Here is a 26,290-nt window from a genome sequence, read left to right on the forward strand (position 1 = left end):
GGCCGGGTTCAACAGGGGACGGGGCCAAAGGTCAAGCGGATTCGCCCTTTTTTTGCGGGGCCAAACCGCCCGCATCGGTCCTCTTCCGCGATCTCAACCGGTTTGGCGCCCGATGCGCGGCGCCTCCCGCAGCTTGGCGCCGTGGGCGCTGATCCAGTCCAGGGTCCTGTCGAAGGGCATGGGGCGGCCGATGCCAAAGCCCTGGACATGATCGCAGCCCAACTGGGCCAGCAGCGCGTGTTCGCCGACGGTCTCGACACCTTCGGCCAGCGTTTCCAGGTCGAGCCGCTCGGCCATGGTGAGGATCGCGCCGATCAGTTTCTGCTGCTCGGGGTCGCGGTCGGATTTCATCACGAAGGACCGATCGATCTTGATTCGGGAAATGTCGAACCGCCGAATCGATGCGATCGAGGTATGGCCGGTTCCGAAATCGTCCAGGTCGATACCGCAGCCCAGGGCGCTGAGACCCGCGATGTTGCGGGCGATGGTGTCGTCCGATGGGGTCGCCACCACCGTTTCCAGGATTTCGACCGCCAGCCGCTCGGGGCGCAAGTCGAACCGGTCGAGCTCCCACCGGATGCGGTCGACCAGCCCGGGGTCGCGCAGCTCGGCCGCGGCGAAATTCACCGCCACCCGCGGCACCGGGAGGCCGGCGCTGTCCCAGGCCTTGAGCGCGGTGAGCGCGTGATAGAGCATCACCTGGCCCAGGCGCTGGGTCAGCCCGGCCTCCTCGATCAGGTCCAGAAAGCACTCGGGCCCCAGCGTGCCGCGCACCGGGTGGGCCCATCGCGCAAGCGCCTCGAATCCGGTGATCTTGCCGGTGTCAGTGGAAATCTGCGGCTGATACCACGGCTGGATCTGTCCGCTTTCCAGGGCTGCGGCAATGTCACCCTGCAGACCTGACCGGGTTTCTGCCTGTCCGGCGCTTCGCGCGGAGTAGGCGCGGATGGCCGAGGGGCCGTGCAGGCGGGCGTCTGCGAGGGCCTCTGCCGCGGCGACCAGCCAGTCCCGGCCGCCACTCGTCCTGGCGCGGCCCAACTGGCAGAAGCCGATCGAGCAGGAGACATAGACCGCGATCCCGTCCAGCGAGATCGCGTCCTCGATCGCGGCCTGGATTCGGCCGGCAAGCTGGATGCACAGTTCCAGGTCAAACTGCTGCACCGGCGCAAGGCACACCGCAAAGCGCTTCTCACCCAGACGTGCGACGCTGTCGGCCTGGCGCAGCGCGGACAGGATGCGCTCGCCGCTGCGGCGCGCCACGAGGTCACCCGCCGACGGGCCGTGGCGCTCTACCAGCTCGGCATGGTCGTCCAGCTCGATGATGAAACAGGCGGAGTTCAGCCCGGCCTCGATGGCGGTGTCGTGGATCTCTTGCAGGGCAGCCTCGAACCCGGGGCGCAGGATCAGCCCGGTCACAGCGTCGCGCGGAACGCCGCGTTGTGGGGGCCACAGCTGCAGGGCGCCGGCCAGGGCGAAGAACAGGGGAAGGCCCAGCGCGACGAGGATCAACGCGGCCTCGCCGCCGGTCCAGAAGGCGCCCAGTGTCAGGGCCGGCAGGAAGGCCAGGATCGGCGGCCCAGTCAGGATCGGGAGGATCCGGGCGCGCAGTGTCGTCAGGTTGGATATCGTCCGCATGGGGTGCCTCGGGCCAGTCGCAATGTGCGGAACAGACCGTAAGCACGTGATCTGAGCGGAGGATTAACGCAGGCGCGGAATCTCGTCCGGATTTTTGTCTTTTTGATCCGGTTCCAGGGAAAGTCCCTGGAAATCAAAGAGTTTCGGATCGAGCAGATGCGAGGGCCGGGCGTTCATCAGAGCGCGGAACATGACCTGGCGGCGGCCGGGACTGTTGCTCTCCCAGCCGTCGAGGATCTGCTTGACCTGCTGGCGCTGCAGCCCGTCCTGGCTGCCGCACAGGTCGCAGGGGATGATTGGATAGTTCATCGCGGCTGCAAAGCGCGCGCAATCGGCCTCGGCGACATGGGCAAGCGGGCGATAGACGAAGAGGTCACCCTCTTCGTTGACCAGTTTCGGCGGCATCGTTGCCAGCCTCCCGCCGTGAAAGAGGTTCATGAAGAACGTCTCGAGGATGTCGTCGCGGTGATGGCCCAGAACCACGGCCGAGCAGCCTTCCTCGCGGGCGATCCGGTAGAGGTTGCCGCGCCGCAGCCGCGAGCAGAGCGCGCAGTAGGTGCGCCCGGCGGGCACCTTGTCGACGACGATGGAATAGGTGTCCTGATACTCGATCCGGTGCGGTACGCCCATCTTCTGCAGGAACTCGGGCAACACCGTGGCCGGGAAACCGGGTTGCCCCTGGTCGAGGTTGCAGGCCAGCAGGTCGACCGGGAGCAGGCCGCGCCATTGCAGTTCGTGCAGCGCGGCCAGCAGTGTATAGCTGTCCTTGCCGCCGGACAGACAGACCAGCCACCTGGGTTTTCCGCCGGTCTCCGATCGTGCGCCGCCACCGTCGATCATGCCGTATTGCTCGACCGCCTCGCGGGTCTGACGCACGATGCGCTTGCGCAGCTTCTTGAACTCGGTGGTCGAGGGCGCACCGGCAAAGAGCGGATGGATATCGTTGCTGTCGTCGAGCATGGACCGGCCTTACAAGAGTTGCCGCGACCGGGCAAGGCCGGCCCGGTGCGTCACGGATCGGGTACGAGCCGGGCGAGGATGCCCCCGACATCCCCCTGCGGGATCGCCCCGGCGACGCGGCCGGCGGTACTCGCGATGCGGGTCGCCACATAGGCGTCGGCCACCTCGGCGGGCGCGAAACGCAGAAGCAGCGATGCGGTGAGCAACAGCGCCAGCCGTTCGGCGAACCAGCGCGCCTCGGCCTCGGGCGGCAGGTCCGGCCAGCGTTCGGCATGGGCGCGCAGCGCTGCGTCATAGCGGCGGTCGGCGCCGGTGGCGGCTTCAAGCTCGGACTGAACCCCCTGCGCGGCAAGCGGGTCGCGCGCCAGGCTGCGCAGGATGTCCAGGCAGATCACGTTGCCAGACCCCTCCCAGATGCCGTTGAGCGGTGCCTCGCGGTAGAGCATGGGCAGGGGCGTGTCCTCGACATATCCCATGCCGCCCAGCACCTCCATCGCCTCGACGGTGACCCGCGGGCAGAGCTTGTTGGACAGGAACTTCGCCAGGCCGACCCCGACGCGGGCAAAGGAACGGTCGCCATCGGTCGTGCCGTCGAAGGCCTGCGCCACACGCATCCCCAGCGTCAGCGCGCCTTCCCAGTCCAGCACCAGGTCGGCCAGCACCGCGCGCATCAGCGGCTGGTCGATCAGGCGGCGTTGAAAGGCGCTGCGGTGGGCGGTCCAGTGATGCGCCTCGGCCAGGGCGGCGCGCATCAGGCCCGCCGGGGCCATCGCAGTGTCGAGCCTTGTGTGGTGGACCATCCCGAGGATCGTGCGGATGCCGTCGCCTTCGTCTCCGATCTGCCAGGCCAGCGCGTCGTGGAACTCGACCTCGGCCGAGGCGTTGGCGCGGTTGCCCAGCTTGTCCTTGAGCCGCATCAGGTGCAGCCCGTTGGGCCCGTCCTCCAGCCAGCGGGGCAGCAGGAAGCAGGTCAGACCGCCCGGGGCCTGGGCCAATGTGAGAAAACCGTCGGACATCGGCGCCGAGCAGAACCACTTGTGACCCCTGAGCCGCCAGGCATCGCCGTCCCGCATGGCCGTGGTGGTGTTGGCGCGGATGTCCGAGCCGCCCTGTTTCTCGGTCATCGCCATACCGAGGGTGGCGCCCCGCTTGGCGGCCACGGGACACGCCGCAGGGTCATAGTCGCGCGACATCAACGGTGGCCGCCAGGCCGCGTCGAGATCCGGCGCAGCGGCCAGCGCCGGCAGAGCCGCATAGGTCATGGTCAGCGGGCAGCAATGGCCGGGTTCGGTCTGACTGGCCAGATAGACCATCGCGGCATGGGTCGCGTGGCCGCCGGGAGCCTTTTCCCAGGCGATGGCCGAATAGCCCGCCGCCGTGCCCAACCGCATCAGCTGGTGATAGGACGGGTGAAAGCGCACCTCGTCGACCCGGCGGCCGGCCCGGTCGAAGGCGCGCAGCTCGGGCGGGTTGCGGTTGGCGTCGCGCCCGGCCTGGCGCATGTCGGCGGTGCCCAGTGCCCGGCCATACTCCACCAGAGGAGCGGTTTGCGCGCCCGTGCGGGCGGCAAGACCGCGCAGCACCGGATCGCTTGCCCAAAGGTCGACATCGCCGCGTTCGGGCGGCTGGTTCGTGACCTCGTGGGTGGGCAGGTCGGTCCGGCTTGGCGGGGTGGACATGGGCGGCCTCGGGCGGTTTCTGCAATGGCAGCTTCCGGTTTGGTGCGGCGTCAGGTCAAGGCTGACGGTCCGTCACCTCCGGCTCCGGGGCATCGCGGCCGGGCACCGGGTCATATCCGGTCCCGCCCAGCGGATGGCACCGGCCGATCCGCCGCGCCGCCAGCCAGGCCCCGCGCACGCCTCCATGCTTCTGCAGCGCTTCCAGCGCATAGGCCGAGCAAGTCGGCTGATACCGGCAGTGGAACCCGACCCAGGGGCTGAAGATCAGCCGATAGCCGCGGACGGGCAGGGCAAGCAGGCGGGCGAGCGGTGTCATGGGACCGAGGGTAATGCGATTGGCGATGCGGGGAAAGCGCGTTGACCGGCGAGTTTCCTGGCAGGTTTTGGGACAGCCGGACGCAGCCGATCAGGCGTGCAGCTTGCGCAGCGCCCGCCGCAGGTCATCCAGCAGCAGGTCGAAGGGCCGCTCGGCGGTCGCCTCGCGCCGTCCGATCAGCACATAGTCCCAGCCGCTGCGGCCCAGGTCCGGCAGCACCGCCCGGGCGGCTTCTCGCAGCCTGCGCTTGGCACGGTTGCGAGCCACGGCGTTGCCGACCTTCTTGGAACAGGTGAAGCCCACGCGGATCTGGGGTGTGTCGTCGCCGCGCCGGCGGGCCTGCACCATCATCGAGGCGGTTCCCTGTCGCCGGGCGCGCGCGGCGGCCAGGAAATCCGAGCGGTTGCGCAGGGTTTCAAGCGCGCAAACGGACGCCGCCGGGGGCGTCTCCCCGCGGTTGGCAGTGCCATCCCCAGGGGCCTCCGGCGGCGTCATCCGTGTCAGATCGCTTTGCTGGCGCTCAGGCGCTCAGCGACTTGCGGCCGCGGGCGCGGCGCGAGTTGAGGATCTTGCGCCCGGCCTTGGTGGCCATGCGGGCGCGGAACCCGTGGCGGCGTTTGCGAACCAGGTTCGAGGGCTGAAAGGTGCGCTTCATCGCTCCGTCTCCAATCTCTTGCGGTCGGGATCGGCGCGGATTCGCCTGCCCGTTCATTCGAAGCCCGTCCTCTACCGCCGGATCGGGGGCAAGTCAAACCCCAAGGCGGCGGTTTTCCCGGCGCATTGCAACAAAATGCGCCACCCGGCCCCGGAAGGTTTCAGTTTTCGGTCACGCGGCTGCCCGACGTCACGAAACCGGCCCCGGTCATCAAGCGCCCGTGAGCGGGCTGGCGGTGGGCGGCACAGGCGCGCATCTTGGGCGGGCATGGTGGACAGAACCCCAAGAGAGCCGATGGACACGACCGAACCCGCCCCGCGCCGCAGCCCGGCGCGTCACATACCCCTGCTGGTCATCGCCGCCGTGGCACTGATCGGGGCCTTTACCTTGCGCGATCACCTGACCTTCGAGACCCTGCGCGAAAACCGCGAAGCGCTGCTGGCGTTCCGGGATGCGAACTACCTGGGCATGGCGCTGCTGTTTGTTGCCACTTATGTGGCGATCGTGGCGTTCTCGCTGCCCGGTGCGGCTGTGGCCTCCATGACCGGCGGGTTCCTGTTCGGGCTGGCGGCGGGCACCGGGCTGAACGTGCTGGCCGCGACAGTGGGGGCCTCGGCCATCTTCCTGGCCGCGCGCTGGGGGCTGGGCGAGACGCTGGCGGCGAAGATGGAGGCGTCCGAGGGCCGTATCAAGCAGCTCAAGACCGCGCTCAACGACAACGAGATACCTGTGCTTTTCCTGATGCGGCTGGTGCCGGCGGTGCCGTTCTTCGTGGCCAACCTGCTGCCGGCGCTGGTGGGCGTGTCGTATCGCAACTTCCTGTTGACCACGGCGCTGGGCATCGTGCCGGGCGCGCTGGTCTATACCTGGATCGGCGTGGGGCTGGGCGATGTGTTCGACCGCGGCGGCCGGCCCGACCTGTCGCTGATCTGGGAGCCGCATATCCTCGGCCCGATCCTGGGGCTGTGCGCGCTGGCGGCGCTGCCGCTGGTGATCAAGGCCCTGCGCGGGCGAAAGGAGATCTGAGGCATGGAGCGGATCGAGACCGACATCCTGGTCATCGGGGCCGGGTCGGGAGGGTTGTCCGTGGCCGCCGGCGCGGTGCAGATGGGCGCGCGGGTGGTTTTGCTGGAAAGCGGCCGGATGGGGGGCGATTGCCTCAACTACGGCTGTGTGCCCTCCAAGGCGCTTCTGGCCAGTGCCAAGGCGGCGCATCAGCAGGCGCATGCGGCGGCGTTCGGCGTGGCGGACCAGGCGCCGCAGGTGGATCCCGGCGCGGTCAACGACCATGTCCGCGACGTGATCGCAGGGATCGAGCCGCATGACAGCCAGGAGCGGTTCGAGGAGCTGGGCGTGCGGGTCATCCGCGAGCATGGCCTATTTGTGTCGGCCAGCGAGGTCGAGGCCGGCGGCCACGTGATCGCGGCCCGGCGGATCGTGCTGGCGACCGGGTCCTCGCCGCTGGTGCCGCCAATCCCGGGGCTGGACGGCGTGCCCTTCGAGACCAACGAGACCCTGTTCGACCGGCGCGAGCGCCCCGAGCACCTGCTGATCCTGGGCGGCGGGCCGATCGGCATGGAGATGGCACAGGCGCATGCGCGGCTGGGCAGCAAGGTGACGGTGATCGAGGGCGCCCGCGCGCTGGGCAAGGACGACCCCGAAGCGGCGGCGCTGGTGCTGGACCACCTGCGCGCCGAGGGCGTCGAGATCGCCGAGGGCGCGATGGCGGCCGCTGTGCGCGGCAAGGCCGGCGCGATCGAGATCGAGGCCGAGGACGGACGGACCTTCAGGGGTACTCACCTGTTGGTCGCGCTGGGCCGGACGCCCAACACCGAAGGGCTGAACCTGGAGGCGGCCGGCATCGAGACGACCAAGGCCGGGATCAAGGTCGATGCCGGCCTGCGCACCACCAACCGCCGGGTCTATTCCATCGGGGATATTGCAGGGGGCATGCAGTTCACCCACGCGGCCGGCTACCAGGCTGGGGTGGTCATCCGCTCGATCCTGTTCGGCCTGCCGTCCAAGGCCAGGACCGCGCATATCCCCTGGGCCACCTATACCGATCCGGAACTGGCGCAGGTCGGGCTGACCGAGGCGCAGGCGCGCGACACCCACGGCGACCGGCTGGAGGTCGCGCGGTTCGACTATGACGGCAACGACCGGGCGCGGGCGGAACGCAGGATGGCGGGATTCGCCAAGGTGATGATGGTGCGCGGCCGGCCGGTGGGCGTGACCATCGTCGGGCACCAGGCCGGCGAATTGATCGGCTTGTGGTCGCTGGTCCTGGCCAATAATCTCAAGATGAGCCAGGTTGCGGCGATGGTCGCGCCCTATCCGACCATGGGCGAGCTGAACAAGCGGGTTGCGGGCGCCTATTTCTCGCCCCGGCTGTTCGAAAGCCCGATGGTGAAACGAGTGGTCGGGTTCGTCCAGCGCTGGATCCCCTGACCGGAAAAGGGAATTCATGCTGAACACGCTTTCGGGCCGGTTCCTGATCCTGACAACGGTCTTCGTGATGTTGGCCGAGGTCCTGATCTTCGTGCCGTCGGTCGCGCGTTTCCGCGAGGATTTCCTACTCAACCGGCTGGAACGGGCGCAGATTGCGTCGCTGGCGTTGCTGGCCGACGATATGCTGGCCACAGAGCTGGAGGCCGAATTGCTGGAAAATGCCGGCGTGTTCAACGTCGTGCTGCGCCGCGACGAGGTGCGCCAGCTGGTCCTGTCCTCGCCGATTCCCGGTGAGATCGCCACCACCTACGATTTGCGCATGGCCTCGGGCTGGACCCTGATCCGCGATGCGCTCATGCAGCTGTGGCATGCCGAGAACCGCATCATCCGCGTGATCGGCGAGCCGGTGCGGGACGCAGGCCTGCTGATCGAGATCACCATGGAAACCGACCCGCTGCGCGCCGCGATGCTGGATTACGGCCTGCGGATCCTGTGGCTGTCGCTGGTGATCTCGGTGATCACCGCCTCGTTGCTGTTCCTGGCGGTCCGGGTGTTCCTGGTGCGCCCGATCAAGGGCGTGGTGGGGCATATGCAACGCTATGCACGGGCGCCCGAGGACAGTCGCGGCGTGATCCGGCCCAGCTCATCGGTGCGCGAGCTGCGCGAGGCCGAAGAGGCGCTGTTGGCGTTGCAGACCGAGCTGACCCATGCCCTGAAGCAGCGCGAGCGGCTGGCGCAGCTGGGCGGCGCCGTGGCCAAGGTCAGCCACGATTTGCGCAACATCCTGACCTCGGCTCAGCTGTTCACCGACCGGATCGAGACCAGCGAGGATCCGCTGGTGCGGCGCATGGCGCCCAAGCTGGTGGGCTCGATCACCCGCGCGGTGTCGCTGTGCGAGGGCACGCTGGCCTTTGGCCGGGCCGAGGAACCGGCGCCGACGCTGACCTGGTTCCGTCTGCATGACGTGGCCCGCGACGTGGTGGCCAGCGAGCGGCTGGCCACCGGCGAGACCGGAACCGACATCGAGAATGCGGTGCCCGAGGATCTGATGCTGCGGGCCGACCCCGAACAGATGTTCCGCGTTCTGCTGAACCTGGTGCGCAATGCCCGTCAGGCGCTGGAGACCGCAGGTATCACGGGTCGGATCACCCTCTCGGCATGTGAGAGCGAGGCCGACTGGCAGATCGAGGTCGCGGACACGGGGCCGGGCCTGCCGCCCAAGGCACGGGAGCATCTCTTCACGCCGTTCCAGGGCGGCATCCGCAAGGGCGGCTCGGGGCTGGGGCTGGCGATTTCCGAGGAATTGGTGCGCGGGCACGGCGGCACACTGACACTGGCCTCGACCGGAGAGGACGGAACCGTCTTTGCGATCCGCCTGCCGCGCGGCGACGGGACTTTTTGACGGAAAACCGGACAAATGGGGCTTGCACCCCCGGAGCGCTGAGTCTACACACCGCCTCACCAAGTGGACCGATAGCTCAGCTGGATAGAGTACTTGACTACGAATCAAGGGGTCGGGGGTTCGAATCCTCCTCGGTCCGCCACTTGGCCTTCAATAAATACGCAGATCTCAAGCGCCACCTGACCGGGTCGGCAGGCGTCTGAGTGTCGTTGCGTTTCGGGCGGCTCAGGGATCACTTGAGCTGGATCTTGAAGCTGTGCCCTTCCTTCTTCTTGAATGTCGTGAACATTGCGTTGAGCTTTTCCTGCTCGTCCTTGCTGCCGCCCAGGACCAGGACATCCACGTCCTCCCAGGTCAGGTCGCCGTGGATCTGCGTCTCGACATAGCGTTTCACGCCTTCGGCACTGTCCTTGATCTCCTTGATGAACCCCTGGTCCTTGCCGGTGGCCTCGGCGGCGAGCAGGCGCATGACCTGGTAGTCGCCCTCGGCCAGTAACACTTCGGGGTTCGAGTTGCTGGTGAAATTCATCACCCCGCTGCGAAACTCGGGTGACCAGCTGTCCGCTGGCGTGTGGGTGATCCGCTCGCGGATGTCGTCCTTCCAGATCACGAAACAGTCGCCATAGCGCTGCGAGACCCCGTCCATGTTCTCTTCGGCCTGGGTGTCGCCGATCTGGGCCGCGTATTTCGGCATCTCGGCGGGGTCGGTTTCGCCATCGCTCGGATCCTCGGCACGAAACTTGGTGTCCTGGGCCACCGTGAAGTCCTGTGGCGTGCCCTCGGTCCGTTTAAGGGCGGCGCCATAGCCCATGCCCTCTTCGACACCGCCGCGGCGGTTCTTCTCGTTGCTGGCCTGGCTGGCGCCGGTTTCCCAGACATTCTTGAAGTTTTTGCTCTTGACCAGCAGCGACGCCAGGCTGGGGCCCTTCAGTTTCTGGTCGGACTTGTCGACGTTGTAGCCCGGCGGCTGCGACAGCCAGTAGTTCGTGGCGATCTTGCCCTTGGCGATGTAGTCGAGCACCGTCTGCAGGTGACTCTCGTCATAGCCGGCGCCGGTCCGCTTGCCGATCTCGATCAGCCGGTCGAGCGCCAGCAGGCGGTTGCGGTCGAGATCGGCCTCGCCCTTGATCTCGGCGCCTTCCAGCGCCCAAGCCTGGCTCTCGGTGTCGATGCCGCGGGTCTTCTCCAGCCGGTCCTCGATGGCGCCCATGTCGGTGGCGCCGGGGACCATGTACTGCTCGTCGCGGGGCATCTTCCGGGGTGCGGGCGCCGCAGCGTTGAAGAATTCGGCCAGCCGATCCTGAAGCGACTGGATCTGTGCGGCGATCAGGTCCAGGGCCTGCTGGTCGTCATCCTCTGCGTCCTTGCGGATCTTGGCCAGATCATCGGACAGCGCGGTCAGGATCTTGCCCATCTTGATGGCCGGTTCCTGGTCCAGCAGTTTGCCGACGTCACCGGCCATCACGTTGCCGGGCGACCCCATGCCGAACCGGTCGGCCTTGGAGACGTCGAGATACTGCATGTCCGGCGTCGCGCCCTTGGGGTCGAACCCCTGCGCCTCGAAGGCCTTGGCCACCTTGGCGAATTTCCCGGCCAGCGCCTTGACCTCGGCGCTTTCGATCTGCTCGGCATCGATGAAACCCGCCGCGTCCTTTTCGGCTGCTGCGTCGCGCTTCTTCTCCCCCTTGGCCAGTTTGCGGTCGGCCTTGTCGGCCGCCTTTTCGCGACTGTCCAGAAGGTCCTGGCGCAAGACGGAGAGATCCCAGTCCGCGGCCTTGAGCGCGGCGGCCAGCGCCTTGGTGCTGCCGCACTGCTTCAGGAACAGCGAGATCGCGGCGGTATCGCCCCGGAATGTGACATAGAGCTTCTTGAGTCCGTCCTTGGGCATTTTACCGGCGTTCCCTTCCTATCAATCCAGCGCGTCCGAAAGCCGGCGCAGCCGCGCCGCGTCGCCGCCGCAGACCTCGTTCAGCAGCTTGCCGAGCGCCGTCAGGCCGCGCGGCCCGCCGAAGGTCTTGAGCAGGGCCGCCTGCGAGGCCGAGCTGAAATGCTTGTGAAACCGCGGCCACTGTGCCTCGTCGCCGTTCAGCACGGCAGCGACATAGACCTTCTTGAGCTCCGCCTTGGCCTTGTCCGGGATGTCCTTGTCGCCCTTGTCGGATGCCTTGGCCTTGCCCTTGCCCTTGCCGAGCACGTCGTCATCCGGGTCGGTCTCGCTCGCGGAATCGAGCGCCGAGGAGAACTCGTCGCTTGAAGAGGACTCGGACGCGTCGTCATCGGCCTGCTGCTGAAGTTCGGCGACAGAGGCGGTCAACTCGGCCAGATAGGATTTCGCGGTCGCAACCCGGTCGCGGCGTTCGTCGCTGATTTCCTGGATCAGGCGCTTGGCCTCGCCCAGCCGGGCCAGCAGGTCCGAGCGCGCCTCGGGCCGAAGTGCTATGACCTTCGACGCCCGCTTGGCCAGTTTGGCCAGCGCCGCGTTGAGCGTTGCGATCTCGGTGGGCAGATCCAGGCTGTCCTCGTCGATCGTTTCGAGCGACGCATCGGCCTCGAAGGACAGCGACAGGCTGGTGTCGGCCTTGTCCTTGATGAATTTCTTGAGCTTCGCCTCGAAGCCGGGGGCCTTCTCGGCCCGAAAGCGAAAGATCAGCCCGCCGGATCCGCCGACGCAGATGCCGGTGTGTATCGCCGAGGCCTTGGTTTCTGTCTTGAACTGCGTTCCCTCGTTGTCGCGAATCGGTTTCTTGCGGACGATCAGGCCCAGAACGGACGCGCCTTTGGTCACCAGCAGAAAGTTCATCGGCGTGGTGCGCGCCTTGGACAGGGACGCCTTGAGTTCGGCTCCGGACATCGGCTGGGATCCTGAATTTCAGCGGCCGGGAAATCCGCCGCCTTCAACGGTTTACCCTAGGTCAGCTCGAATGTTCTGGCAACGGAAACAGTGCGGGCGGGGGCGGCCATCTATGTGGGGCAGTTCACAGACGGCCCCGTGGCGATGACCTAGGGTCGGGGGACTTGCTGAGTTTGGCACATGACATTGGGGGCAAGACCATGGAACGGCACTACCACATCACCACGCATCGGCGGGCCTGCGCCGCCATCACCGCGCATCACGGCAGGTTGGACTTTCTCGACGGGTTTTTCGGGGCCTTGCGCCGCTGCGCCCGGATCCAATTGAGGGTCGACCGCTATATGGATCACTGAGTATTCGGGCCGCGTCCGGAAACGGGCGGCCGTTTGCCGGGGGAGAAGGCCGGATCCGGAAGGGTCCGGCCAAATCGACTCCCGCAAACGCCGCGCCGCATGAACCAGCCCGGTGGATCGGGCCGGCTTGCCGCTTGTCGGATCGGCAAGAGCGTGGAATGATACCCAAGATATTCCAAAGCGAGTTTCCGGATATGGCCTATTCAATCGACATTTCGCTGGGAGACGCGGCACCCTATTTTCGACAGCGCAGTCCCAGCAACGAATCCTATTCATTCGACAGCGCTGCCGGGCGCTACCTTGTCCTTTGTTTTTTCGGATCGGCCGGCGAGCCACACAGCCAGAAAGCCATTGAGGCCGTTCAGAAACTGCCAAGTGTCTTTGACGATAAAACCGCCAGTTTCTTCGGGGTCTGTGTCGATCCCTCGGATGAAGAGGCCGGCCGCACCTACAACAGGATTCCGGGCTACCGGACCTTCTGGGATTTCGATCTTTCGGTCAGCAAGCTCTATGGCGCCGCGGATACCGAAGCAGTGCCAAACGATTCCTCGCACGTCTATAGAAGGTTCTGGGTTGTCATCGATCCGACCATGCGGGTGATGAGGGTTTTCGGGTTCAAAAAGGATCTGAGCGACATACCGGAAGTGATGAATTACCTGCAATCCCTTCCGCCACCGAACCAATTTGCCGGGTTCGAAGTGAATGCCCCCATACTTGTCCTGCCAAACGTGTTCGAGGAGTCGTTTTGCCGGCACCTGATCGGTCTGTATGAAGCCGATGGAGGAACCGAGTCCGGATTCGTTCGCGAAATCGACGGAAAGACCGTTGGGGTGACCGATCACAGTCACAAGTCACGACGCGACTACAACATCGAAGACGCCAGCCTCATCAGCGATTTGCGTGCCCGCTTCCTGCGCCGGGTGATCCCCGAGATCGCCAAGGTCCATCAGTACCACGTGACCCGGATGGAGCGGTATATCGTTGCCTGCTACTCCGAAGAGGATGGTGGCCATTTCCGCCCGCATCGGGACAACACGACCAAGGGCACGGCACATCGGCGCTTCGCCGTGTCGGTGAACCTGAACGACGATTTCGATGGCGGCGAGGTGAGTTTCCCCGAATACGGGCCGCGCAGCTACAAGGCGCCGGCGGGCGGTGCCGTGGTGTTTTCGTGCTCTCTTTTGCACGCGGTGTCCAAGGTCACGCGGGGGCGGCGTTATGCCTTCCTGCCCTTCCTCTATGACGATGCGGCGGCCGAGATCCGTCAGCAGAACAACGCGTTCCTGGGTGAAAACATCGGCGCCTACAAGGGCGGCGGCCCGCGTGAGGCGCAGGCCTGAACGCGGATCGGGGCGCGGTGACGCGCCCCGATCCGCATTTCGGCGTCAGCCTGAAATCAGCTTGCCCATCGCCCGGCCGGTGTCCAGCATCCGGTTGGAAAAGCCCCATTCGTTGTCATACCAGCTGACCACGCGGACCAGCCCCTCGGTGGTGACGGCGGTCTGGGCGGCCGCGAAGTTCGACGAATGCGGGTCGTGGTTGTAGTCGATCGATACCGTCGGTTCGTCGCCATAATCAAGAATCCCGCGCAGATCGCCCTCGGCGGCGGCCTTCACCGCGGCGTTGATCTCGTCCACCGTGGCGCGGTTTTCCGGCACGAAGGTAAAGTCTACCAGCGACACGTTCGGCGTCGGCACGCGGATCGCCGAGCCTTCGAGCCGGCCCTTGAGATGCGGCAGCACTTCGGAGATCGCGCGGGCCGCGCCGGTCGAGGTCGGGATCATCGACACCGCCGCTGCGCGGGCGCGGTAAAGATCCTTGTGCGGCGCGTCATGGGTGGGCTGGTCGCCGGTATAGGCGTGGATCGTGGTCATGTAGCCGGTCTTGATACCGAAGGCGTTGTCCAGAACCATGGCCAGCGGCGCCAGGCAGTTGGTGGTGCAGGACGCGTTCGAGACGATCACGTCCTCGGCGGTCAGATCCTTGTGGTTGACGCCAAAGACCACGGTGCGGTCCGAGTCCTTGCCGGGGGCCGAGATCAGCACCCGCTGGGCGCCGCTTTTGAGCAGCATCGATGCCTTGTCGCGGGCGGTGAACAGCCCGGTGCATTCGAAGGCCACGTCGACATCGGACCAGGGCAGCTCCTCGGGGTTGCGGATGGCGGTCATGCGGATGTCCTGGCCGCCGACCTTCAGCCGCTCGGCCTCGATCTGGATCGGGGTGGTCAGGCGGCCGTGGACGCTGTCGTATTTCAGCAAATGCGCTTGCGTCTCCGGCGGGGCCAGGTCGTTCACGGCGACAACTTCGACATCCTTGGCGCCGCTTTCGATCAGCGCGCGCAGGACGTTGCGGCCGATGCGGCCAAAGCCGTTGATCGCGATTCTCAGGGTCATGGCAGTCGCTCCGGTAAGTTGAAATGAATCCAGTTTGCGGGTCCCGCGCTTGTTAGCGCTAACGAGCTGGAAAGGCAAATCCTAACTGCCCCGCCAGCGGGGCAGAAGGGGCGATCACCCGGATACGCTACTCTTCGGGGTGGCGGTTCAACAAGGGGAAGAGCGCGCGTGGCGCTGAAGGCGAAAACGGATCGACCGTCTCGGCAGTCCGGGGCGGCGCGCGCTCGCCGATGCCGGCGGCACAAAAAGAAACCGCGCCTCGATGGGCGCGGTTCGGGTCTTTGGTCGGGTTTGCTGGGGCTCAGCCCTGGCGCGCCTTGAATTTCCGCTGCGTCTTGTTGATCACGTAGACGCGGCCTTTGCGACGCACGACCCGGCAGTCGCGGTGCCGGTTCTTCAGCGAGCGAAGCGAGTTCCGAACTTTCATCGCCGTCTCTCCAGTTCCTGCGGCGCGGGCCAGCGCCTGGGTTGTCGGGTGTCCCGGAGCAGGTCCGGAACAGTGAATTCATGGTGGGCGATACAAGGTTCGAACTTGTGACCCCTTCGATGTCAACGAAGTGCTCTACCGCTGAGCTAATCGCCCATGAATACCGACCCGCGCCTGACCCCACAACGAAATGGGGCGCGGAAGCCCGCGCCGGTAGCGGGGTCTATAAAAGGAGTCGCAGGGGGGATCAAGGGCTTTTGAACGATCCGGTTTCCGGTCTATTATTTTTTCCGAACGAGGAGTGAGCATGTCCATTGCGCCCTATTATCTGTCCCTGCCGGCGGCGCGCGCATCCTGCGTCGTCTTCGCCTCCCCGCATAGCGGCAGCGATTACCCGCCCGAGTTCCTGCGCCGCTCGGTCCTGGACCGGCACGCGATTCGCAGTTCCGAGGACGCCTTTGTGGATCTGCTGTTCGAGCCGGCAACCGGCTTCGGCGCACCGTTCCTGAAGGCGGCGGCGCCCAGGGCCTATCTGGATCTCAACCGGGCCGCGGATGAGCTGGATCCGGCCCTGATCGGCGGGCTGCGCCGGCATGGTCACAACCCGCGCGTGGCCTCCGGCCTGGGGGTGATCCCGCGGGTGGTGGCCAACGGGCGCGAGATCTATCGCGGCAAGCTGGCGATGGCCGAGGCACAGGCGCGGATCGACACGATCTGGCGGCCCTATCACGCGCGGTTGCAGTCCTTGCTGGACGAGGCGCGGGCCGATTTCGGGCAGGCGCTTCTGATCGACTGTCATTCGATGCCGCGTGAGGCGCTGGAGAGCCTGTCGCGCAGCGGTGCGCGGCGCCCCGATATCGTGCTGGGCGACCGGTTCGGTGCCTCAGCCTCGGCCGAGATCATGGAAGAGGTCGAGGCGGCCTTTGCCGGGGCGGGGTTCCGCGTGGTCCGCAACACGCCGTTTGCCGGGGCCTATGTGACGCAGGCCTATGGCCGTCCGTCCCGCAACCAGCATGCGGTTCAGGTCGAGATCGACCGCTCGCTCTATATGGACGAGAGCCGCATTCGCCCCAGTTCCGATTTCGACGGCTTTCGTGCCGCCCTGCGCACCGTCGTCGCGCGGATCGCCGTGATCGGTCAGACCCGGATGCCGATGGCCGCGGAATAGGGCCGGCCGGCGGTATCAGCGCAACGCGCGGCCCTTGAGAATAGCATCCGATCCGAAGCGGCGCCGGATCTCGTCGGTGGCGCGCTCGGCCCCGGCACGGCGAATGGCGCCGGGATCGAGCAGGTCGCCCGAGATGTCGGCCTGCGCCGCGGGCACAAGGTCGGACAAGCCGCAGCCAAGCAGGCGATATGGCCCCTGCGCGCCCACTTGGTCGAAGAGCGCCCGCGCGGTGCGATAGACGGTGTCGGCCATCTGGGTGGCGTCACGCAGGCTGAGCCGCCGGGTCAGGATGCGATGGTCGGCCCGCTTGAGCTTGAGCGTCACGACCCGGCCGGCCAGTCCCTTGGCCTTGGCGCGGTCCGACACTTTCTCGGCCATCCGCCACAGATGGCCGTCCAGCAGGTCGGGATCGGCAGTATCGCTGGAAAAGGTGGTTTCGTTCGAGATCGACTTGACCGGTTCGCGCGCATCGACACGGCGGGCGTCCTCGCCGCGCGCCAGGTGCCACAGGCGCGCGCCCATCGACCCGAAGCGGGCCACCAGCGCCTCCTGTTCCCAGCGCAGCAGGTCGGCGAAGCTGCGGATGCCCGCGGTCTCCAGCGCCGCCTGGGCCGACGGGCCGATGCCCCAGATCAGCCGAACCGGCTTATCGCGCAGGAAATCGGCGGTCTCGGCCCTTCCGATCACCGAAAACCCGCGCGGCTTGTCCAGGTCCGAGGCGACCTTGGCCAGGAACTTGTTGTGGCTGAGCCCGATCGAACCGGTCAGGCCCAGCTCGTCCTTCATCCGCCGGACCAGCCGCGCCAGCATCACCGCCGGCGGTGCGCCATGCAGCCGTTGTGTGCCGGAGAGATCCATGAAGGCCTCGTCCAGCGACAGCGGCTGCACCACCGGGGTCAGCGCGTCCATCATGGCGCGGATCTTGCGGCTGGCCTCGGCATAGACCTCCATCCGGGGTTTGATGATCACCGCGTCGGGGCAGAGCTTGAGCGCCTGGAACATCGGCATGGCCGAGCGCACGCCGCGGATGCGCGCGACATAGCAGGCGGTCGAGACGACTCCGCGCCGGCCGCCGCCAATGATCACCGGCTTGTCGGCCAGTTCGGGATTGTCGCGCTTCTCGACCGAGGCATAGAAGGCGTCGCAATCCATATGCGCGATGGTCAGGTCGAACAGCTCGGGATGGTGCAGCAGACGCGGGCTGCCGCAGGACGGGCACCGCCGCGCAGGCGGCACCTGTTCGAAGCAGTCGCGGCAAAGACCTGGCATCGGTGCTACTCTTGGATCGGGGGCGGGTTGCAAACCGGCGCGGAACGCATTTCACTCTAGCCTGTTGCGGGATCGAGCAAAAGCGGGGCAGGCCGTCGGCATGGAGTTTTCCGGAGCGAAACTGGCGTTGTTCCTGGGCGCCGATCTGCTGGTGATCCGGCGCGACAACCGGCCCGACATACCCTTTCCCGACCACCTGGACCTGCCCGGCGGTGGGCGCGAGATGGGGGAAAGCCCCGAGGCCTGCGTGCTGCGCGAGACCGCAGAGGAGGTGGGTCTGCAGCTGGACCCGGCCGAGCTGATATGGTCGCGCAACTATGTGCGCCGGTCGGGGCGCCACTGGCTCTTTGCCGCGCACAGACCGGCCGGAACGGCGCGGGATGTCCGGTTCGGGGACGAGGGGCAGGGCTGGATGATGATGTCGCCCGAGGCCTTCATGCGGCACCCGATGACCGTGCCGTTCTTCCCCTCGCAGCTGCAGGATTACCTCGACACCACATGATGCGGGTCGCGAAAGGCATGGCCGGGATGTCGAAGGAAGCGCAAAAGAAACCCCCGCAGTGTGCGGGGGGAGGTAACGAACCTCAGGAAGAGGAAGGTCCGTTGGGGAGTGTCTCGTTTTGAGAGTCGCCCGAAACGGGCACAAAGGCCAGCCGCGAATGGCCGGTGTCCGGAATATGCACCGCGAATGTGCTTTTGCGGGCACAGCCCGTCAGAGCGCTGAAAGCTCGTCGATGATGGCCCGCGCGGCGGCCGCGGGATCGCGCGCGGCGTGCACGGGGCGGCCCACGACGATGTGGTCGGCCCCGTCCGAAACGGCGCGGCCCGGCGTGGCGATGCGCTTCTGATCGCCCAGATCGCTGCCGGCGGGGCGCACGCCGGGCGTGACGATCAACCGGCCCTGCGCCTCGGGGAGGGCGCGGATGGCGGCGGCCTCCTGTGGCGAGGCGATGACGCCGTCCGCGCCGGCCCCGAAGGCCCGGGCGGCCCTTTCCAGCACCAGGTCGGGTACCGGGCCGGGCACCATCAGCCCGGCGTCCAGGTCGCCGCGGTCAAGCGAGGTGAGGATGGTCACGGCGAGGATCTTGAGATCCTTGCCGGCGGCACCTTCCTTGGCGGCGCGGACCACATGCGGGTCGCCATGGACCGTCAGGAAATCCAGATCGAACTGCGCCAGCCCGCGCACCGCCGCCTCGACGGTGTGGCCGATGTCAAAGAGCTTCATGTCGAGGAAGATGCGCTTGCCCTGTTCCTGCTTGAGCTCGTTGGCCAGCGCCAGCCCGCCGCCGGTCAGCATTCCCAGACCGATCTTGTAGAACGACACGGTCTCGCCCAACCGGTCGGCAAGTGTCAGCCCCGCACGGGCGTCGGGAACGTCGAGGGCAACGATCAGGCGGTCATCGGACATGGGTGGCCTCGCGGATCTGGGTCGCGCCTTCCTAGTGGCGGGTGCGGGCCGGATCAAGTCACCGATTGCCGTAGATCCAGTCCATGTCCGGCCTTTCGGTGCAGTACATGTGGACCCAGATATAGACGTGCTGGAACAGCGCCGCGATCAGTGCGTTCCACGACCCGAACAGCAGGGCAATGCCCCAGAGGCCCAGGAACGCCACGCCATACATCGCATTCGAGGTGTAGCGGAACGCCCCCTTGTCCACCAGGGGCATCGCCGCGATCTCGTCGCGGAAATGGTCGCCGCCCAGGGCGCGGCGGATAGTAAAATGTACCAGCGTCGAGTGCAGCGCCCATATTGCGACGCCCAGCAAAACAACGCCCACCGCGATCTCGGCGCCGCGATAGGGGGTGATCGGAACGGTATCGGCCCAGCCGCAAAGCAGGATGGTCAGTGGGCGCGCGATCAGCAGAGGCAGGAAAAGCGCGGCCCAAACCCTCATGTCGCGGTCCCCGAAGGCCCGCGTCATCAGGTTGCGATGCAGTTGCAGGCGGAACACGATCGCGACGAGGACCTGATGCAGGATGGCGAGCGAGATCGAAAGAGTGGCCCACGCACCGGCAGTCAACCCCAGCAGCCGGGGCGCGTGCGGCGGCTCTATCAGCAGGGCGAGCGCTCCGATGGCCAGAAGCAGGGCAAGCCCGGCATGTTGCGGTTGGCCTTCGAGCATGTCGGCGAAACTGCTGCGTGCACGGATAGCCTGTAAACGGGACATGGCTTCAGCCTAGCGCGGCCGGGCATTGGATGCAAAAGGCCGGTTCTTGCGGCTCGCGGGTCAACGCGCTCTTGCCGTCCCGGACAGGGCCGGCCACCAGCGATATTCCTCTCACGCCCACTTGAAGCCCTTGTTTGGCCTTCCCATTTCAATACCGAGGCCCACATCCCGGCGTGCTGCTGAGCAGGCGCCAGCAACCGATGGGCGCTTGCAAAAGGAGACAGGCATGGACTTGAACAAGTTCACCGAGCGTGCACGGGGTTTCGTGCAGGCAGCGCAGACGATTGCATTGCGCGAGGGGCATCAGAGGCTGATCCCCGAACACATTCTCAAGGCATTGATGGACGATGACCAGGGGCTGGCCAGCAACCTGATCAGCCGCGCCGGTGGCCAGCCCGCCCGCGTGGTCGAGGCGCTGGAACTGGCGCTGTCGAAACACCCCAAGGTCAGCGGCGACTCCGCGCAGATCTATCTGGACGGGCAGACCGCCAAGGTCCTGGCCGAGGCCGAGAAGCTGGCGGAGAAGGCCGGCGACAGCTTCGTGCCCGTGGAACGGGTGCTGATGGCGCTCTGCATGGTCAAGTCCGGCGCGAAGACGGCGCTGGAGGCGGGCGATGTCTCGGCGCAGAAGCTGAACGAGGCGATCAACGACATCCGCAAGGGCCGCACCGCCGACAGCGCAAGTGCCGAGGACGGCTATGACGCGCTGAAGAAATACGCGCGCGACCTGACCGAGGCCGCTGCCGAAGGCAAGATCGACCCGATCATCGGGCGCGACGAAGAGATCCGCCGCTCGATGCAGGTGCTCAGCCGGAGGACCAAGAACAACCCGGTGCTGATCGGTGAGCCGGGCGTCGGCAAGACCGCCATCGCCGAGGGCATGGCGCTGCGCATCATCAACGGCGATGTGCCGGAATCCCTGCGCGACAAGAAGCTTCTGGCGCTGGACATGGGCGCCCTGATCGCCGGCGCAAAATATCGCGGCGAGTTCGAGGAGCGGCTCAAGGCTGTGCTGAACGAGATCACCGCCGCGGCGGGTGAGGTCATCCTGTTCATCGACGAGATGCACACGCTGGTTGGTGCCGGCAAGGCCGATGGCGCGATGGACGCGGCCAACCTGATCAAGCCGGCCCTGGCGCGCGGCGAGCTGCACTGTATCGGTGCGACCACGCTGGATGAATACCGCAAGTATGTCGAGAAGGACGCGGCGCTGGCCCGGCGATTCCAGCCGGTATTGATCTCCGAACCCACGGTCGAGGACACCGTTTCGATCCTGCGCGGCATCAAGGAGAAATACGAGCTGCACCACGGCGTGCGGATCTCGGACTCGGCGCTGGTGTCGGCGGCGACGCTGAGCCACCGCTATATCACCGACCGGTTCCTGCCCGACAAGGCCATCGACCTGGTGGACGAGGCCGCGTCGCGTCTGCGCATGGAGGTGGACAGCAAGCCCGAGGAACTGGACCAGCTGGACCGGAACATCCTGCAGATGCAGATCGAGGTCGAAGCGCTGAAGCTCGAGGATGACGCGGCATCCAAGGACCGGCTGGAAAAGCTGGAGAAGGAGCTGTCGGACCTTCAGGAGAAATCCAGCGAGATGACCGCCCAATGGCAGGCCGAGCGCGACAAGCTGGCCAGCGCCCGCGACCTCAAGGAGCGGTTGGACCGCGCCCGGATGGAGCTGGACCACGCCAAGCGCGAGGGCAACCTGGCCAAGGCCGGCGAACTTTCCTATGGCGTCATTCCGCAGCTTGAAAAGGAACTGGCCGAGGCCGAAGCGCAGGAACGCGAAGGCGTGATGGTCGAAGAGGCCGTGCGTCCCGAGCAGATCGCCGCCGTTGTCGAACGCTGGACCGGGATCCCGACCAGCAAGATGCTGGAAGGTGAGCGCGAGAAGCTGCTGAAGATGGAAGACCAGCTGCACAGGCGGGTGATCGGCCAGAATGCAGCCGTCGCCGCGGTGTCCAATGCCGTGCGCCGTGCGCGGGCGGGGCTGAACGACGAGAACCGGCCGCTGGGCTCGTTCCTGTTCCTTGGCCCGACCGGCGTCGGCAAGACCGAGTTGACCAAGGCGGTGGCGGAATACCTGTTCGATGACGATTCCGCGATGGTGCGGATCGACATGAGCGAGTTCATGGAGAAACACGCCGTCGCCCGCCTGATCGGCGCGCCGCCGGGTTATGTCGGCTATGACGAGGGCGGGGTGCTGACCGAGGCGGTGCGCCGCCGGCCCTATCAGGTCGTGCTGTTCGACGAGGTCGAAAAGGCGCATCCGGACGTGTTCAACGTGCTGCTGCAGGTTCTCGATGACGGCGTTCTGACCGACGGGCAGGGCCGCACGGTGGATTTCAAGCAGACTCTGATCGTGCTGACCTCGAACCTGGGAAGCCAGGCGCTGAGCCAGCTGCCCGAGGGCGCGGACAGCTCGCAGGCACGGCGCGATGTGATGGACGCGGTGCGGGCGCATTTCCGGCCCGAGTTCCTCAACCGGCTGGACGAGACGATCATCTTCGACCGGCTCAAGCGCGAGGACATGGCCGGCATCGTCGACATTCAGATGGCGCGGCTGAAGAAGCGCCTGGCGGGCCGCAAGATCGACCTGCAACTGGACGACGGCGCGCATGAGTGGCTGGCCAACGAGGGCTATGACCCGGTGTTCGGCGCGCGGCCGCTCAAGCGGGTGATCCAGCGTGCGCTGCAGGACCCGCTGGCCGAGATGCTGCTGGCCGGCGAGGTCAAGGACGGCGAGGTCGTGACCGTCAGGGCCGGCGCCGAAGGGCTGATCATCGGCGACCGGGTGGGTTCGACCGACCGGCCCAGGCCGGATGACGCGGTGGTGCACTGAGCATCCTGCCCAAGGAATGATGAAAGGCCCCGGCGACTGTCCGGGGCCTTTTTTGTCAGGTGTCCAGTGACCGGTTCGGAGCCGCCGATTCCAGGCACCTGCCAAATTGCGGTCGCGCGGTCCGTGCTTGATCGTCTCACGGTTCCCGCCCAATCTGTGCGCAGCGGCCCAACCGGAGCACGCAAATGGACTTCGCCCTGAACTCGGTCGCCTTTCTGGCGGTTCTCTTTGTCAGCCTGTTGGGCCTGTTGGCGCTGGCGGTGGTCGTGCTGTTCTTCATCGACCGCGCCCAGACCGAGGACGCAATCCGCCGCAACTATCCGGTGATCGGGCGGTTCCGGCACATCTTTTCGGAACTGGGCGAGTTCTTCCGGCAGTATTTCTTTGCCATGGACCGCGAGGAGATGCCGTTCAACCGGGCCCAGCGCGATTGGGTCCGTCGCGCCTCGGCCGGGCAGGGCAACACGGTGGCCTTCGGGTCCACCCGCAACCTGTCGATCCCCGGCACGCCGATCTTCGCCAACGCGCCCTTTCCGCCGCTGGACGATCAATATGCCAGCTCCGAGCCGCTGCTGATCGGCCCGACCGCCCGGCAGCCGTTCCTGGCGCCCAGCTTCTTCAACATCTCCGGCATGAGTTTCGGCGCGCTGTCGCGCCCGGCAGTGCGGGCCTTGAGCCGGGGCGCAAAACAGGCCGGCATCTGGATGAACACCGGCGAGGGCGGGCTGAGCCCCTATCACCTGGAGGGCGGGTGCGACATCGTCTTTCAGATCGGGACCGCGAAATACGGCGTGCGCGATGCGATGGGCGCGCTGGACGAGGACAAGCTGCGCGAGGTGGCGGGCCACGACGCGGTGCGGATGTTCGAGATCAAGCTGGCGCAGGGCGCCAAGCCGGGCAAGGGCGGCATCCTTCCCGGGGCCAAGGTGACGGCCGAGATCGCGCGCATCCGCGGCATCCCCGAAGGCCAGGACAGCATCTCGCCCAACCGGCATCGCGATGTTGCCGACCTGGGCGCGTTGCTGGACTTGGTGGGGCGCGTGCGCGACATCACCGGCAAACCGGTCGGGATCAAGACGGTGATGGGCGAGGCGCAGGTGTTTCGCGACCTGTTCGAGGCCATCAATGCCCGGGGCGCCGACAGCGCGCCGGACTTCATCACGTTGGACGGGGGCGAGGGCGGCACCGGTGCCGCGCCGATGCCGCTGATCGACCTGGTCGGCGTGTCGGTGCGCGAGGCGCTGCCGGTGCTGGCCAACCTGCGCGACGAGGCGGGGCTGAAGGACCGGATCCGACTGGTCGCCAGCGGCAAGCTGGTCAATCCCAGCGATGTCGCCTGGGCGCTGGCAGCGGGGGCGGATTTCGTCACTTCGGCGCGCGGCTTCATGTTCGCTCTGGGCTGCATCCAGGCGCTGAAATGCAACCGCAACACCTGTCCCACCGGGATCACAACCCATGATCCACGCTTTCAGCAGGGGTTGGTGGTCGAGGAGAAGGACAAGCGCGTGGCCCGCTACGCAAGCGAGATCGTGCACGAGGTCGAGACCATCGCGCATTCCGTCGGCGTCAGCGAGCCAAGGCAGATGCGGCGGCGCCATGTGCGGATCATGCAGGCTGACGGGCGCTCGGTGCCGATGAACGAGATCCTGCCAAGTTTCAATCCTGTCTCGGAATCGTGAGCCGAGTTTGCTTCCCTGACCGGTGCCGCGGGCCTAAGTCAGTGAGTAAGGGGAAAGGAGGGCTCAGATGGCCAAACGCTGGACAAACACGCTGACCCATGCCGACGTCACGCCGCGCGCGGCGTTTCTCAACCGTCGCCAGATCATGGCGGGGATGGCCGGGCTGGGCCTTGCCGGACTGGCGGGGCAGGGCCGGGCCGAGACGCTGGAGCCCAACAGCTTTGAAGAGATCACCAATTACAACAATTTCTACGAATTCGGCACCGGCAAGGAAGACCCCGCGCAGAACGCGCATCGTCTGACCACCGAGCCGTGGAGCGTCAAGATCGACGGCATGGTCGACCGGCCGGGGGACTATGACTTCGAGACGATCATGTCCGAGATGACGGTCGAGGAGCGCATCTATCGCCTGCGCTGTGTCGAGGCCTGGTCGATGGTCGTGCCGTGGAACGGGTTCGAGCTGGCCGATCTGCTGGCCCTCGCCGGGGTGCAGGACGGCGCGAAATACGTGGCCTTCCAGACCGCCTACCGCCCCGAGGAAATGCCGGGCACCCGCTTTCCGGTGCTGGACTGGCCCTATCGCGAGGGGCTGCGGCTGGACGAGGCGCTGCATCCGCTGACGATCATGGCGACGGGGATCTACGGCAAGCCGATCCCGAACCAGAACGGCGCGCCCCTGCGGCTGGTGGTGCCGTGGAAATACGGGTTCAAATCTATCAAGTCGGTGGTGTGCATCACCCTGACCGACTCGCAGCCGCCCACCGCCTGGAACATGGCGATCCCGAACGAATACGGCTTCTACAGCAACGTGAATCCGAATGTGGATCACCCGCGCTGGAGCCAGGCGACCGAGCGGCGCATCGGCGGCGGTCTCTTCGCCAAGCGCCAGCCCACGCTGATGTTCAATGGCTACGAGGAAGAGGTGGCAGGGCTCTACGAAGGCATGGACCTGACCCGGAACTTCTGAACCCATGCAGCAGATCAATTCCGCCCTGCGACACGTTCCGATCTGGCTGGTCTACCTGCTGGGCGTGCTGCCGGCCCCTGCACTTCTCTATGCCGGGGTGACCGGCGGGCTGGGGGTGGAGCCGATCGAGGCGCTCGAGCAGAGGCTGGGCGAGCTGGCGCTGCAATTCCTGATCGCCGGGCTGGCGGTAACGCCGTTGCGCCGATTCACGGGGCTGAACCTGATGCGCTTTCGCCGGGCGATCGGGGTTCTGACATTCTACTATGTCTGCTGCCATCTTCTGGTCTGGCTGTTGCTGGATGTCCAGATTCCCGCCCAGGTCTGGGCCGACATCCTCAAGCGCCCCTACATCACCATCGGCATGGCGGCCTTCGTGCTGCTGCTGCCACTGGCGCTTACGTCCAACAACCTTGCGGTGCGGCGGCTCGGTCCGTTGCGCTGGCGGCGCCTGCACCGGCTGGTCTACCCCGCGGCGGTTTTGGGCGGGGTACACTTCGTGATGCTGTCCAAGGGGTTCCAGATCGAGCCGCGATTGTACCTGGCCGCCATCGTGGTCCTGCTTGCGCTGCGCCTGCGCCTGCCCGGCCGCGGGGCGACTCGCGGAGCCGAGTCGCGACAGGCTCGGGGCCGGAGTCGCGGCGAGTCTGTGCATAATCCTGTGGGTAAGGCATCCGACGCCGAATCCGCCTGGTCCATGCGCCCCTGATCGCCGTTTGTCCTGCAGGCACGAGCGCGGGTTTAGGTTCCCTATGCCTGCGTAACCAATTGAAAATGCTTGATTGACCGACTTTCTGCAAAAAATCGCTCCGCCCTGGATTTTTTCGCTTGCAGCCCCCCGGCCATATGCCTAAAAGCCCCCTCACCGGCGGCGCTGAGGCGCTGCGGGCGACACGCCGGAGAGACGGCGGCATCAGAGAGAAGAAACGGGCGGGCGCGCTGAACAAGATTGGCGCTTCTGTTTGTTTTCGATCTTGGATGTGGCTCTTTGACATTTTGGATATCTGAAGAGATATGCGGGCGGTTTGGTTCATTTCGATGGATTGAGTGTCTGTATGTCGCGCCGGTAGGGGCCTTG

The 26,290-nt window shown here is 66.3% G+C and carries 25 protein-coding genes and 2 tRNA genes; 12 read left to right on the top strand and 15 right to left on the bottom strand.

The genetic code is table 11. The features are described from left to right. Positions 1 to 93 precede the first annotated feature (93 nt). From BMX57_RS18900 to rpmH, 6 genes are all read right to left on the bottom strand, one after another. Positions 94 to 1,635: a putative bifunctional diguanylate cyclase/phosphodiesterase gene (locus BMX57_RS18900; RefSeq protein WP_092371079.1), complete on the bottom strand. Its 1,542-nt coding sequence runs from the start codon at positions 1,633 to 1,635 to the stop codon at positions 94 to 96. A 63-nt stretch (positions 1,636 to 1,698) separates the two neighbouring features. Beyond that, positions 1,699 to 2,595 (bottom strand): tRNA 2-thiocytidine(32) synthetase TtcA, encoded by an 897-nt coding sequence (gene ttcA / locus BMX57_RS18905; RefSeq protein ID WP_092371082.1) that lies wholly within the window; start codon positions 2,593 to 2,595, stop codon positions 1,699 to 1,701. A gap of 50 nt (positions 2,596 to 2,645) precedes the next feature. Next, complete coding sequence (locus BMX57_RS18910; protein WP_092371085.1) at positions 2,646 to 4,274, bottom strand: acyl-CoA dehydrogenase family protein; 1,629 nt, start codon at positions 4,272 to 4,274, stop codon at positions 2,646 to 2,648. A gap of 55 nt (positions 4,275 to 4,329) precedes the next feature. Further along, complete coding sequence (gene yidD, locus BMX57_RS18915; RefSeq protein ID WP_092371088.1) at positions 4,330 to 4,590, bottom strand: membrane protein insertion efficiency factor YidD; 261 nt, start codon at positions 4,588 to 4,590, stop codon at positions 4,330 to 4,332. A gap of 90 nt (positions 4,591 to 4,680) precedes the next feature. Then, positions 4,681 to 5,085, bottom strand: a complete 405-nt coding sequence (gene rnpA / locus BMX57_RS18920; protein ID WP_092371091.1) for a ribonuclease P protein component — start codon at positions 5,083 to 5,085, stop codon at positions 4,681 to 4,683. Positions 5,086 to 5,110: 25 nt separating this feature from the next. After that, positions 5,111 to 5,245, bottom strand: a complete 135-nt coding sequence (gene rpmH, locus BMX57_RS18925) for a 50S ribosomal protein L34 (RefSeq protein WP_092371094.1) — start codon at positions 5,243 to 5,245, stop codon at positions 5,111 to 5,113. Between the two features lie 294 nt (positions 5,246 to 5,539). Between rpmH and BMX57_RS18930 the strand changes: the two genes are divergently transcribed. From BMX57_RS18930 to BMX57_RS18945, 4 genes are all read left to right on the top strand, one after another. Further along, on the top strand, positions 5,540 to 6,271 hold the full coding sequence (locus BMX57_RS18930; protein ID WP_092371097.1) for a TVP38/TMEM64 family protein: 732 nt from the start codon (positions 5,540 to 5,542) through the stop codon (positions 6,269 to 6,271). 3 nt (positions 6,272 to 6,274) lie between these two features. Then, on the top strand, positions 6,275 to 7,693 hold the full coding sequence (locus BMX57_RS18935) for a dihydrolipoyl dehydrogenase family protein (protein ID WP_092371100.1): 1,419 nt from the start codon (positions 6,275 to 6,277) through the stop codon (positions 7,691 to 7,693). Between the two features lie 16 nt (positions 7,694 to 7,709). After that, positions 7,710 to 9,095: a sensor histidine kinase gene (locus BMX57_RS18940; RefSeq protein WP_092371103.1), complete on the top strand. Its 1,386-nt coding sequence runs from the start codon at positions 7,710 to 7,712 to the stop codon at positions 9,093 to 9,095. 65 nt (positions 9,096 to 9,160) lie between these two features. Beyond that, a tRNA-Arg gene (locus tag BMX57_RS18945) sits at positions 9,161 to 9,237 on the top strand. A gap of 90 nt (positions 9,238 to 9,327) precedes the next feature. On the opposite strand, the gene BMX57_RS18950 is transcribed toward BMX57_RS18945, so the two are convergent. Further along, the gene (locus tag BMX57_RS18950; RefSeq protein ID WP_092371106.1) at positions 9,328 to 10,983 is read right to left on the bottom strand and encodes a DUF3626 domain-containing protein; all 1,656 of its coding nucleotides are present in this window, start codon (positions 10,981 to 10,983) and stop codon (positions 9,328 to 9,330) included. A gap of 21 nt (positions 10,984 to 11,004) precedes the next feature. Then, a complete protein-coding gene (locus tag BMX57_RS18955) occupies positions 11,005 to 11,946 on the bottom strand; it encodes a hypothetical protein (protein ID WP_092371109.1) in 942 nt (313 codons plus the stop codon). Between the two features lie 173 nt (positions 11,947 to 12,119). Between BMX57_RS18955 and BMX57_RS20510 the strand changes: the two genes are divergently transcribed. Further along, positions 12,120 to 12,299 (top strand): hypothetical protein, encoded by a 180-nt coding sequence (locus tag BMX57_RS20510; protein WP_143057956.1) that lies wholly within the window; start codon positions 12,120 to 12,122, stop codon positions 12,297 to 12,299. Positions 12,300 to 12,493: 194 nt separating this feature from the next. Continuing rightward, entirely contained in the window at positions 12,494 to 13,639 is a 1,146-nt protein-coding gene (locus BMX57_RS18960; protein WP_092371148.1) for a 2OG-Fe(II) oxygenase, read from the top strand. A gap of 45 nt (positions 13,640 to 13,684) precedes the next feature. On the opposite strand, the gene gap is transcribed toward BMX57_RS18960, so the two are convergent. From gap to BMX57_RS18975, 3 genes are all read right to left on the bottom strand, one after another. Next, positions 13,685 to 14,692 carry a type I glyceraldehyde-3-phosphate dehydrogenase gene (gene gap, locus BMX57_RS18965; protein ID WP_092371112.1) on the bottom strand — a complete coding sequence of 336 codons (1,008 nt, stop codon included), beginning with the start codon at positions 14,690 to 14,692 and terminating at the stop codon, positions 13,685 to 13,687. Positions 14,693 to 14,993: 301 nt separating this feature from the next. Further along, positions 14,994 to 15,119 (bottom strand): type B 50S ribosomal protein L36, encoded by a 126-nt coding sequence (gene ykgO / locus BMX57_RS18970; protein WP_068338904.1) that lies wholly within the window; start codon positions 15,117 to 15,119, stop codon positions 14,994 to 14,996. Positions 15,120 to 15,200: 81 nt separating this feature from the next. Then, positions 15,201 to 15,275: transfer RNA gene (locus tag BMX57_RS18975), tRNA-Val, on the bottom strand. Between the two features lie 151 nt (positions 15,276 to 15,426). On the opposite strand from BMX57_RS18975, the gene BMX57_RS18980 reads away from it, so the two are divergent. Further along, positions 15,427 to 16,287 carry an N-formylglutamate amidohydrolase gene (locus BMX57_RS18980; RefSeq protein WP_092371115.1) on the top strand — a complete coding sequence of 287 codons (861 nt, stop codon included), beginning with the start codon at positions 15,427 to 15,429 and terminating at the stop codon, positions 16,285 to 16,287. 15 nt (positions 16,288 to 16,302) lie between these two features. Here BMX57_RS18980 and BMX57_RS18985 read toward each other — a convergent pair whose 3' ends face one another. Beyond that, positions 16,303 to 17,556: a DNA polymerase IV gene (locus BMX57_RS18985; protein ID WP_092371118.1), complete on the bottom strand. Its 1,254-nt coding sequence runs from the start codon at positions 17,554 to 17,556 to the stop codon at positions 16,303 to 16,305. A gap of 100 nt (positions 17,557 to 17,656) precedes the next feature. Here BMX57_RS18985 and BMX57_RS18990 point away from each other — a divergent pair, with 100 nt between their 5' ends. Then, positions 17,657 to 18,058 (top strand): NUDIX hydrolase, encoded by a 402-nt coding sequence (locus BMX57_RS18990; RefSeq protein WP_092371121.1) that lies wholly within the window; start codon positions 17,657 to 17,659, stop codon positions 18,056 to 18,058. Between the two features lie 210 nt (positions 18,059 to 18,268). Here the strand turns inward: BMX57_RS18990 and pyrF are convergent, their stop codons facing one another. After that, positions 18,269 to 18,964 (bottom strand): orotidine-5'-phosphate decarboxylase, encoded by a 696-nt coding sequence (gene pyrF / locus BMX57_RS18995; RefSeq protein ID WP_092371124.1) that lies wholly within the window; start codon positions 18,962 to 18,964, stop codon positions 18,269 to 18,271. 58 nt (positions 18,965 to 19,022) lie between these two features. Then, positions 19,023 to 19,724: a PEMT/PEM2 family methyltransferase gene (locus BMX57_RS19000; protein WP_092371127.1), complete on the bottom strand. Its 702-nt coding sequence runs from the start codon at positions 19,722 to 19,724 to the stop codon at positions 19,023 to 19,025. A 226-nt stretch (positions 19,725 to 19,950) separates the two neighbouring features. On the opposite strand from BMX57_RS19000, the gene clpB reads away from it, so the two are divergent. From clpB to msrQ, 4 genes are all read left to right on the top strand, one after another. Then, positions 19,951 to 22,569, top strand: a complete 2,619-nt coding sequence (gene clpB / locus BMX57_RS19005) for an ATP-dependent chaperone ClpB (protein ID WP_092371130.1) — start codon at positions 19,951 to 19,953, stop codon at positions 22,567 to 22,569. A gap of 185 nt (positions 22,570 to 22,754) precedes the next feature. After that, a complete protein-coding gene (locus BMX57_RS19010) occupies positions 22,755 to 24,248 on the top strand; it encodes an FMN-binding glutamate synthase family protein (protein WP_092371133.1) in 1,494 nt (497 codons plus the stop codon). A 67-nt stretch (positions 24,249 to 24,315) separates the two neighbouring features. Then, positions 24,316 to 25,215, top strand: a complete 900-nt coding sequence (gene msrP, locus BMX57_RS19015; RefSeq protein ID WP_092371136.1) for a protein-methionine-sulfoxide reductase catalytic subunit MsrP — start codon at positions 24,316 to 24,318, stop codon at positions 25,213 to 25,215. Between the two features lie 4 nt (positions 25,216 to 25,219). After that, positions 25,220 to 25,921 (top strand): protein-methionine-sulfoxide reductase heme-binding subunit MsrQ, encoded by a 702-nt coding sequence (gene msrQ / locus BMX57_RS19020; RefSeq protein ID WP_092371139.1) that lies wholly within the window; start codon positions 25,220 to 25,222, stop codon positions 25,919 to 25,921. Positions 25,922 to 25,962: 41 nt separating this feature from the next. On the opposite strand, the gene BMX57_RS20805 is transcribed toward msrQ, so the two are convergent. Then, a partial coding sequence (locus BMX57_RS20805; RefSeq protein WP_218142440.1) for a hypothetical protein occupies positions 25,963 to 26,290 on the bottom strand: 328 nt, incomplete at its 5' end.

Origin of the sequence: Cribrihabitans marinus (genome assembly GCF_900109035.1) — a bacterium.
Lineage (GTDB): Bacteria > Pseudomonadota > Alphaproteobacteria > Rhodobacterales > Rhodobacteraceae > Cribrihabitans > Cribrihabitans marinus.

Excerpts from the sequence above, each read along its gene's own strand:
- BMX57_RS18900 (WP_092371079.1), bottom strand. The coding sequence starts at position 1,635 with ATGCGGACGATATCCAACCTGACGACACTGCGCGCCCGGATCCTCCCG.
- ttcA (WP_092371082.1), bottom strand. The coding sequence starts at position 2,595 with ATGCTCGACGACAGCAACGATATCCATCCGCTCTTTGCCGGTGCGCCC.
- BMX57_RS18910 (WP_092371085.1), bottom strand. The coding sequence starts at position 4,274 with ATGTCCACCCCGCCAAGCCGGACCGACCTGCCCACCCACGAGGTCACG.
- yidD (WP_092371088.1), bottom strand. The coding sequence starts at position 4,590 with ATGACACCGCTCGCCCGCCTGCTTGCCCTGCCCGTCCGCGGCTATCGG.
- rnpA (WP_092371091.1), bottom strand. The coding sequence starts at position 5,085 with ATGACGCCGCCGGAGGCCCCTGGGGATGGCACTGCCAACCGCGGGGAG.
- rpmH (WP_092371094.1), bottom strand. The coding sequence starts at position 5,245 with ATGAAGCGCACCTTTCAGCCCTCGAACCTGGTTCGCAAACGCCGCCAC.
- BMX57_RS18930 (WP_092371097.1), top strand. The coding sequence starts at position 5,540 with ATGGACACGACCGAACCCGCCCCGCGCCGCAGCCCGGCGCGTCACATA.
- BMX57_RS18935 (WP_092371100.1), top strand. The coding sequence starts at position 6,275 with ATGGAGCGGATCGAGACCGACATCCTGGTCATCGGGGCCGGGTCGGGA.
- BMX57_RS18940 (WP_092371103.1), top strand. The coding sequence starts at position 7,710 with ATGCTGAACACGCTTTCGGGCCGGTTCCTGATCCTGACAACGGTCTTC.
- BMX57_RS18950 (WP_092371106.1), bottom strand. The coding sequence starts at position 10,983 with ATGCCCAAGGACGGACTCAAGAAGCTCTATGTCACATTCCGGGGCGAT.
- BMX57_RS18955 (WP_092371109.1), bottom strand. The coding sequence starts at position 11,946 with ATGTCCGGAGCCGAACTCAAGGCGTCCCTGTCCAAGGCGCGCACCACG.
- BMX57_RS18960 (WP_092371148.1), top strand. The coding sequence starts at position 12,494 with ATGGCCTATTCAATCGACATTTCGCTGGGAGACGCGGCACCCTATTTT.
- gap (WP_092371112.1), bottom strand. The coding sequence starts at position 14,692 with ATGACCCTGAGAATCGCGATCAACGGCTTTGGCCGCATCGGCCGCAAC.
- ykgO (WP_068338904.1), bottom strand. The coding sequence starts at position 15,119 with ATGAAAGTTCGGAACTCGCTTCGCTCGCTGAAGAACCGGCACCGCGAC.
- BMX57_RS18980 (WP_092371115.1), top strand. The coding sequence starts at position 15,427 with ATGTCCATTGCGCCCTATTATCTGTCCCTGCCGGCGGCGCGCGCATCC.
- BMX57_RS18985 (WP_092371118.1), bottom strand. The coding sequence starts at position 17,556 with ATGCCAGGTCTTTGCCGCGACTGCTTCGAACAGGTGCCGCCTGCGCGG.
- BMX57_RS18990 (WP_092371121.1), top strand. The coding sequence starts at position 17,657 with ATGGAGTTTTCCGGAGCGAAACTGGCGTTGTTCCTGGGCGCCGATCTG.
- pyrF (WP_092371124.1), bottom strand. The coding sequence starts at position 18,964 with ATGTCCGATGACCGCCTGATCGTTGCCCTCGACGTTCCCGACGCCCGT.
- BMX57_RS19000 (WP_092371127.1), bottom strand. The coding sequence starts at position 19,724 with ATGTCCCGTTTACAGGCTATCCGTGCACGCAGCAGTTTCGCCGACATG.
- clpB (WP_092371130.1), top strand. The coding sequence starts at position 19,951 with ATGGACTTGAACAAGTTCACCGAGCGTGCACGGGGTTTCGTGCAGGCA.
- BMX57_RS19010 (WP_092371133.1), top strand. The coding sequence starts at position 22,755 with ATGGACTTCGCCCTGAACTCGGTCGCCTTTCTGGCGGTTCTCTTTGTC.
- msrP (WP_092371136.1), top strand. The coding sequence starts at position 24,316 with ATGGCCAAACGCTGGACAAACACGCTGACCCATGCCGACGTCACGCCG.
- msrQ (WP_092371139.1), top strand. The coding sequence starts at position 25,220 with ATGCAGCAGATCAATTCCGCCCTGCGACACGTTCCGATCTGGCTGGTC.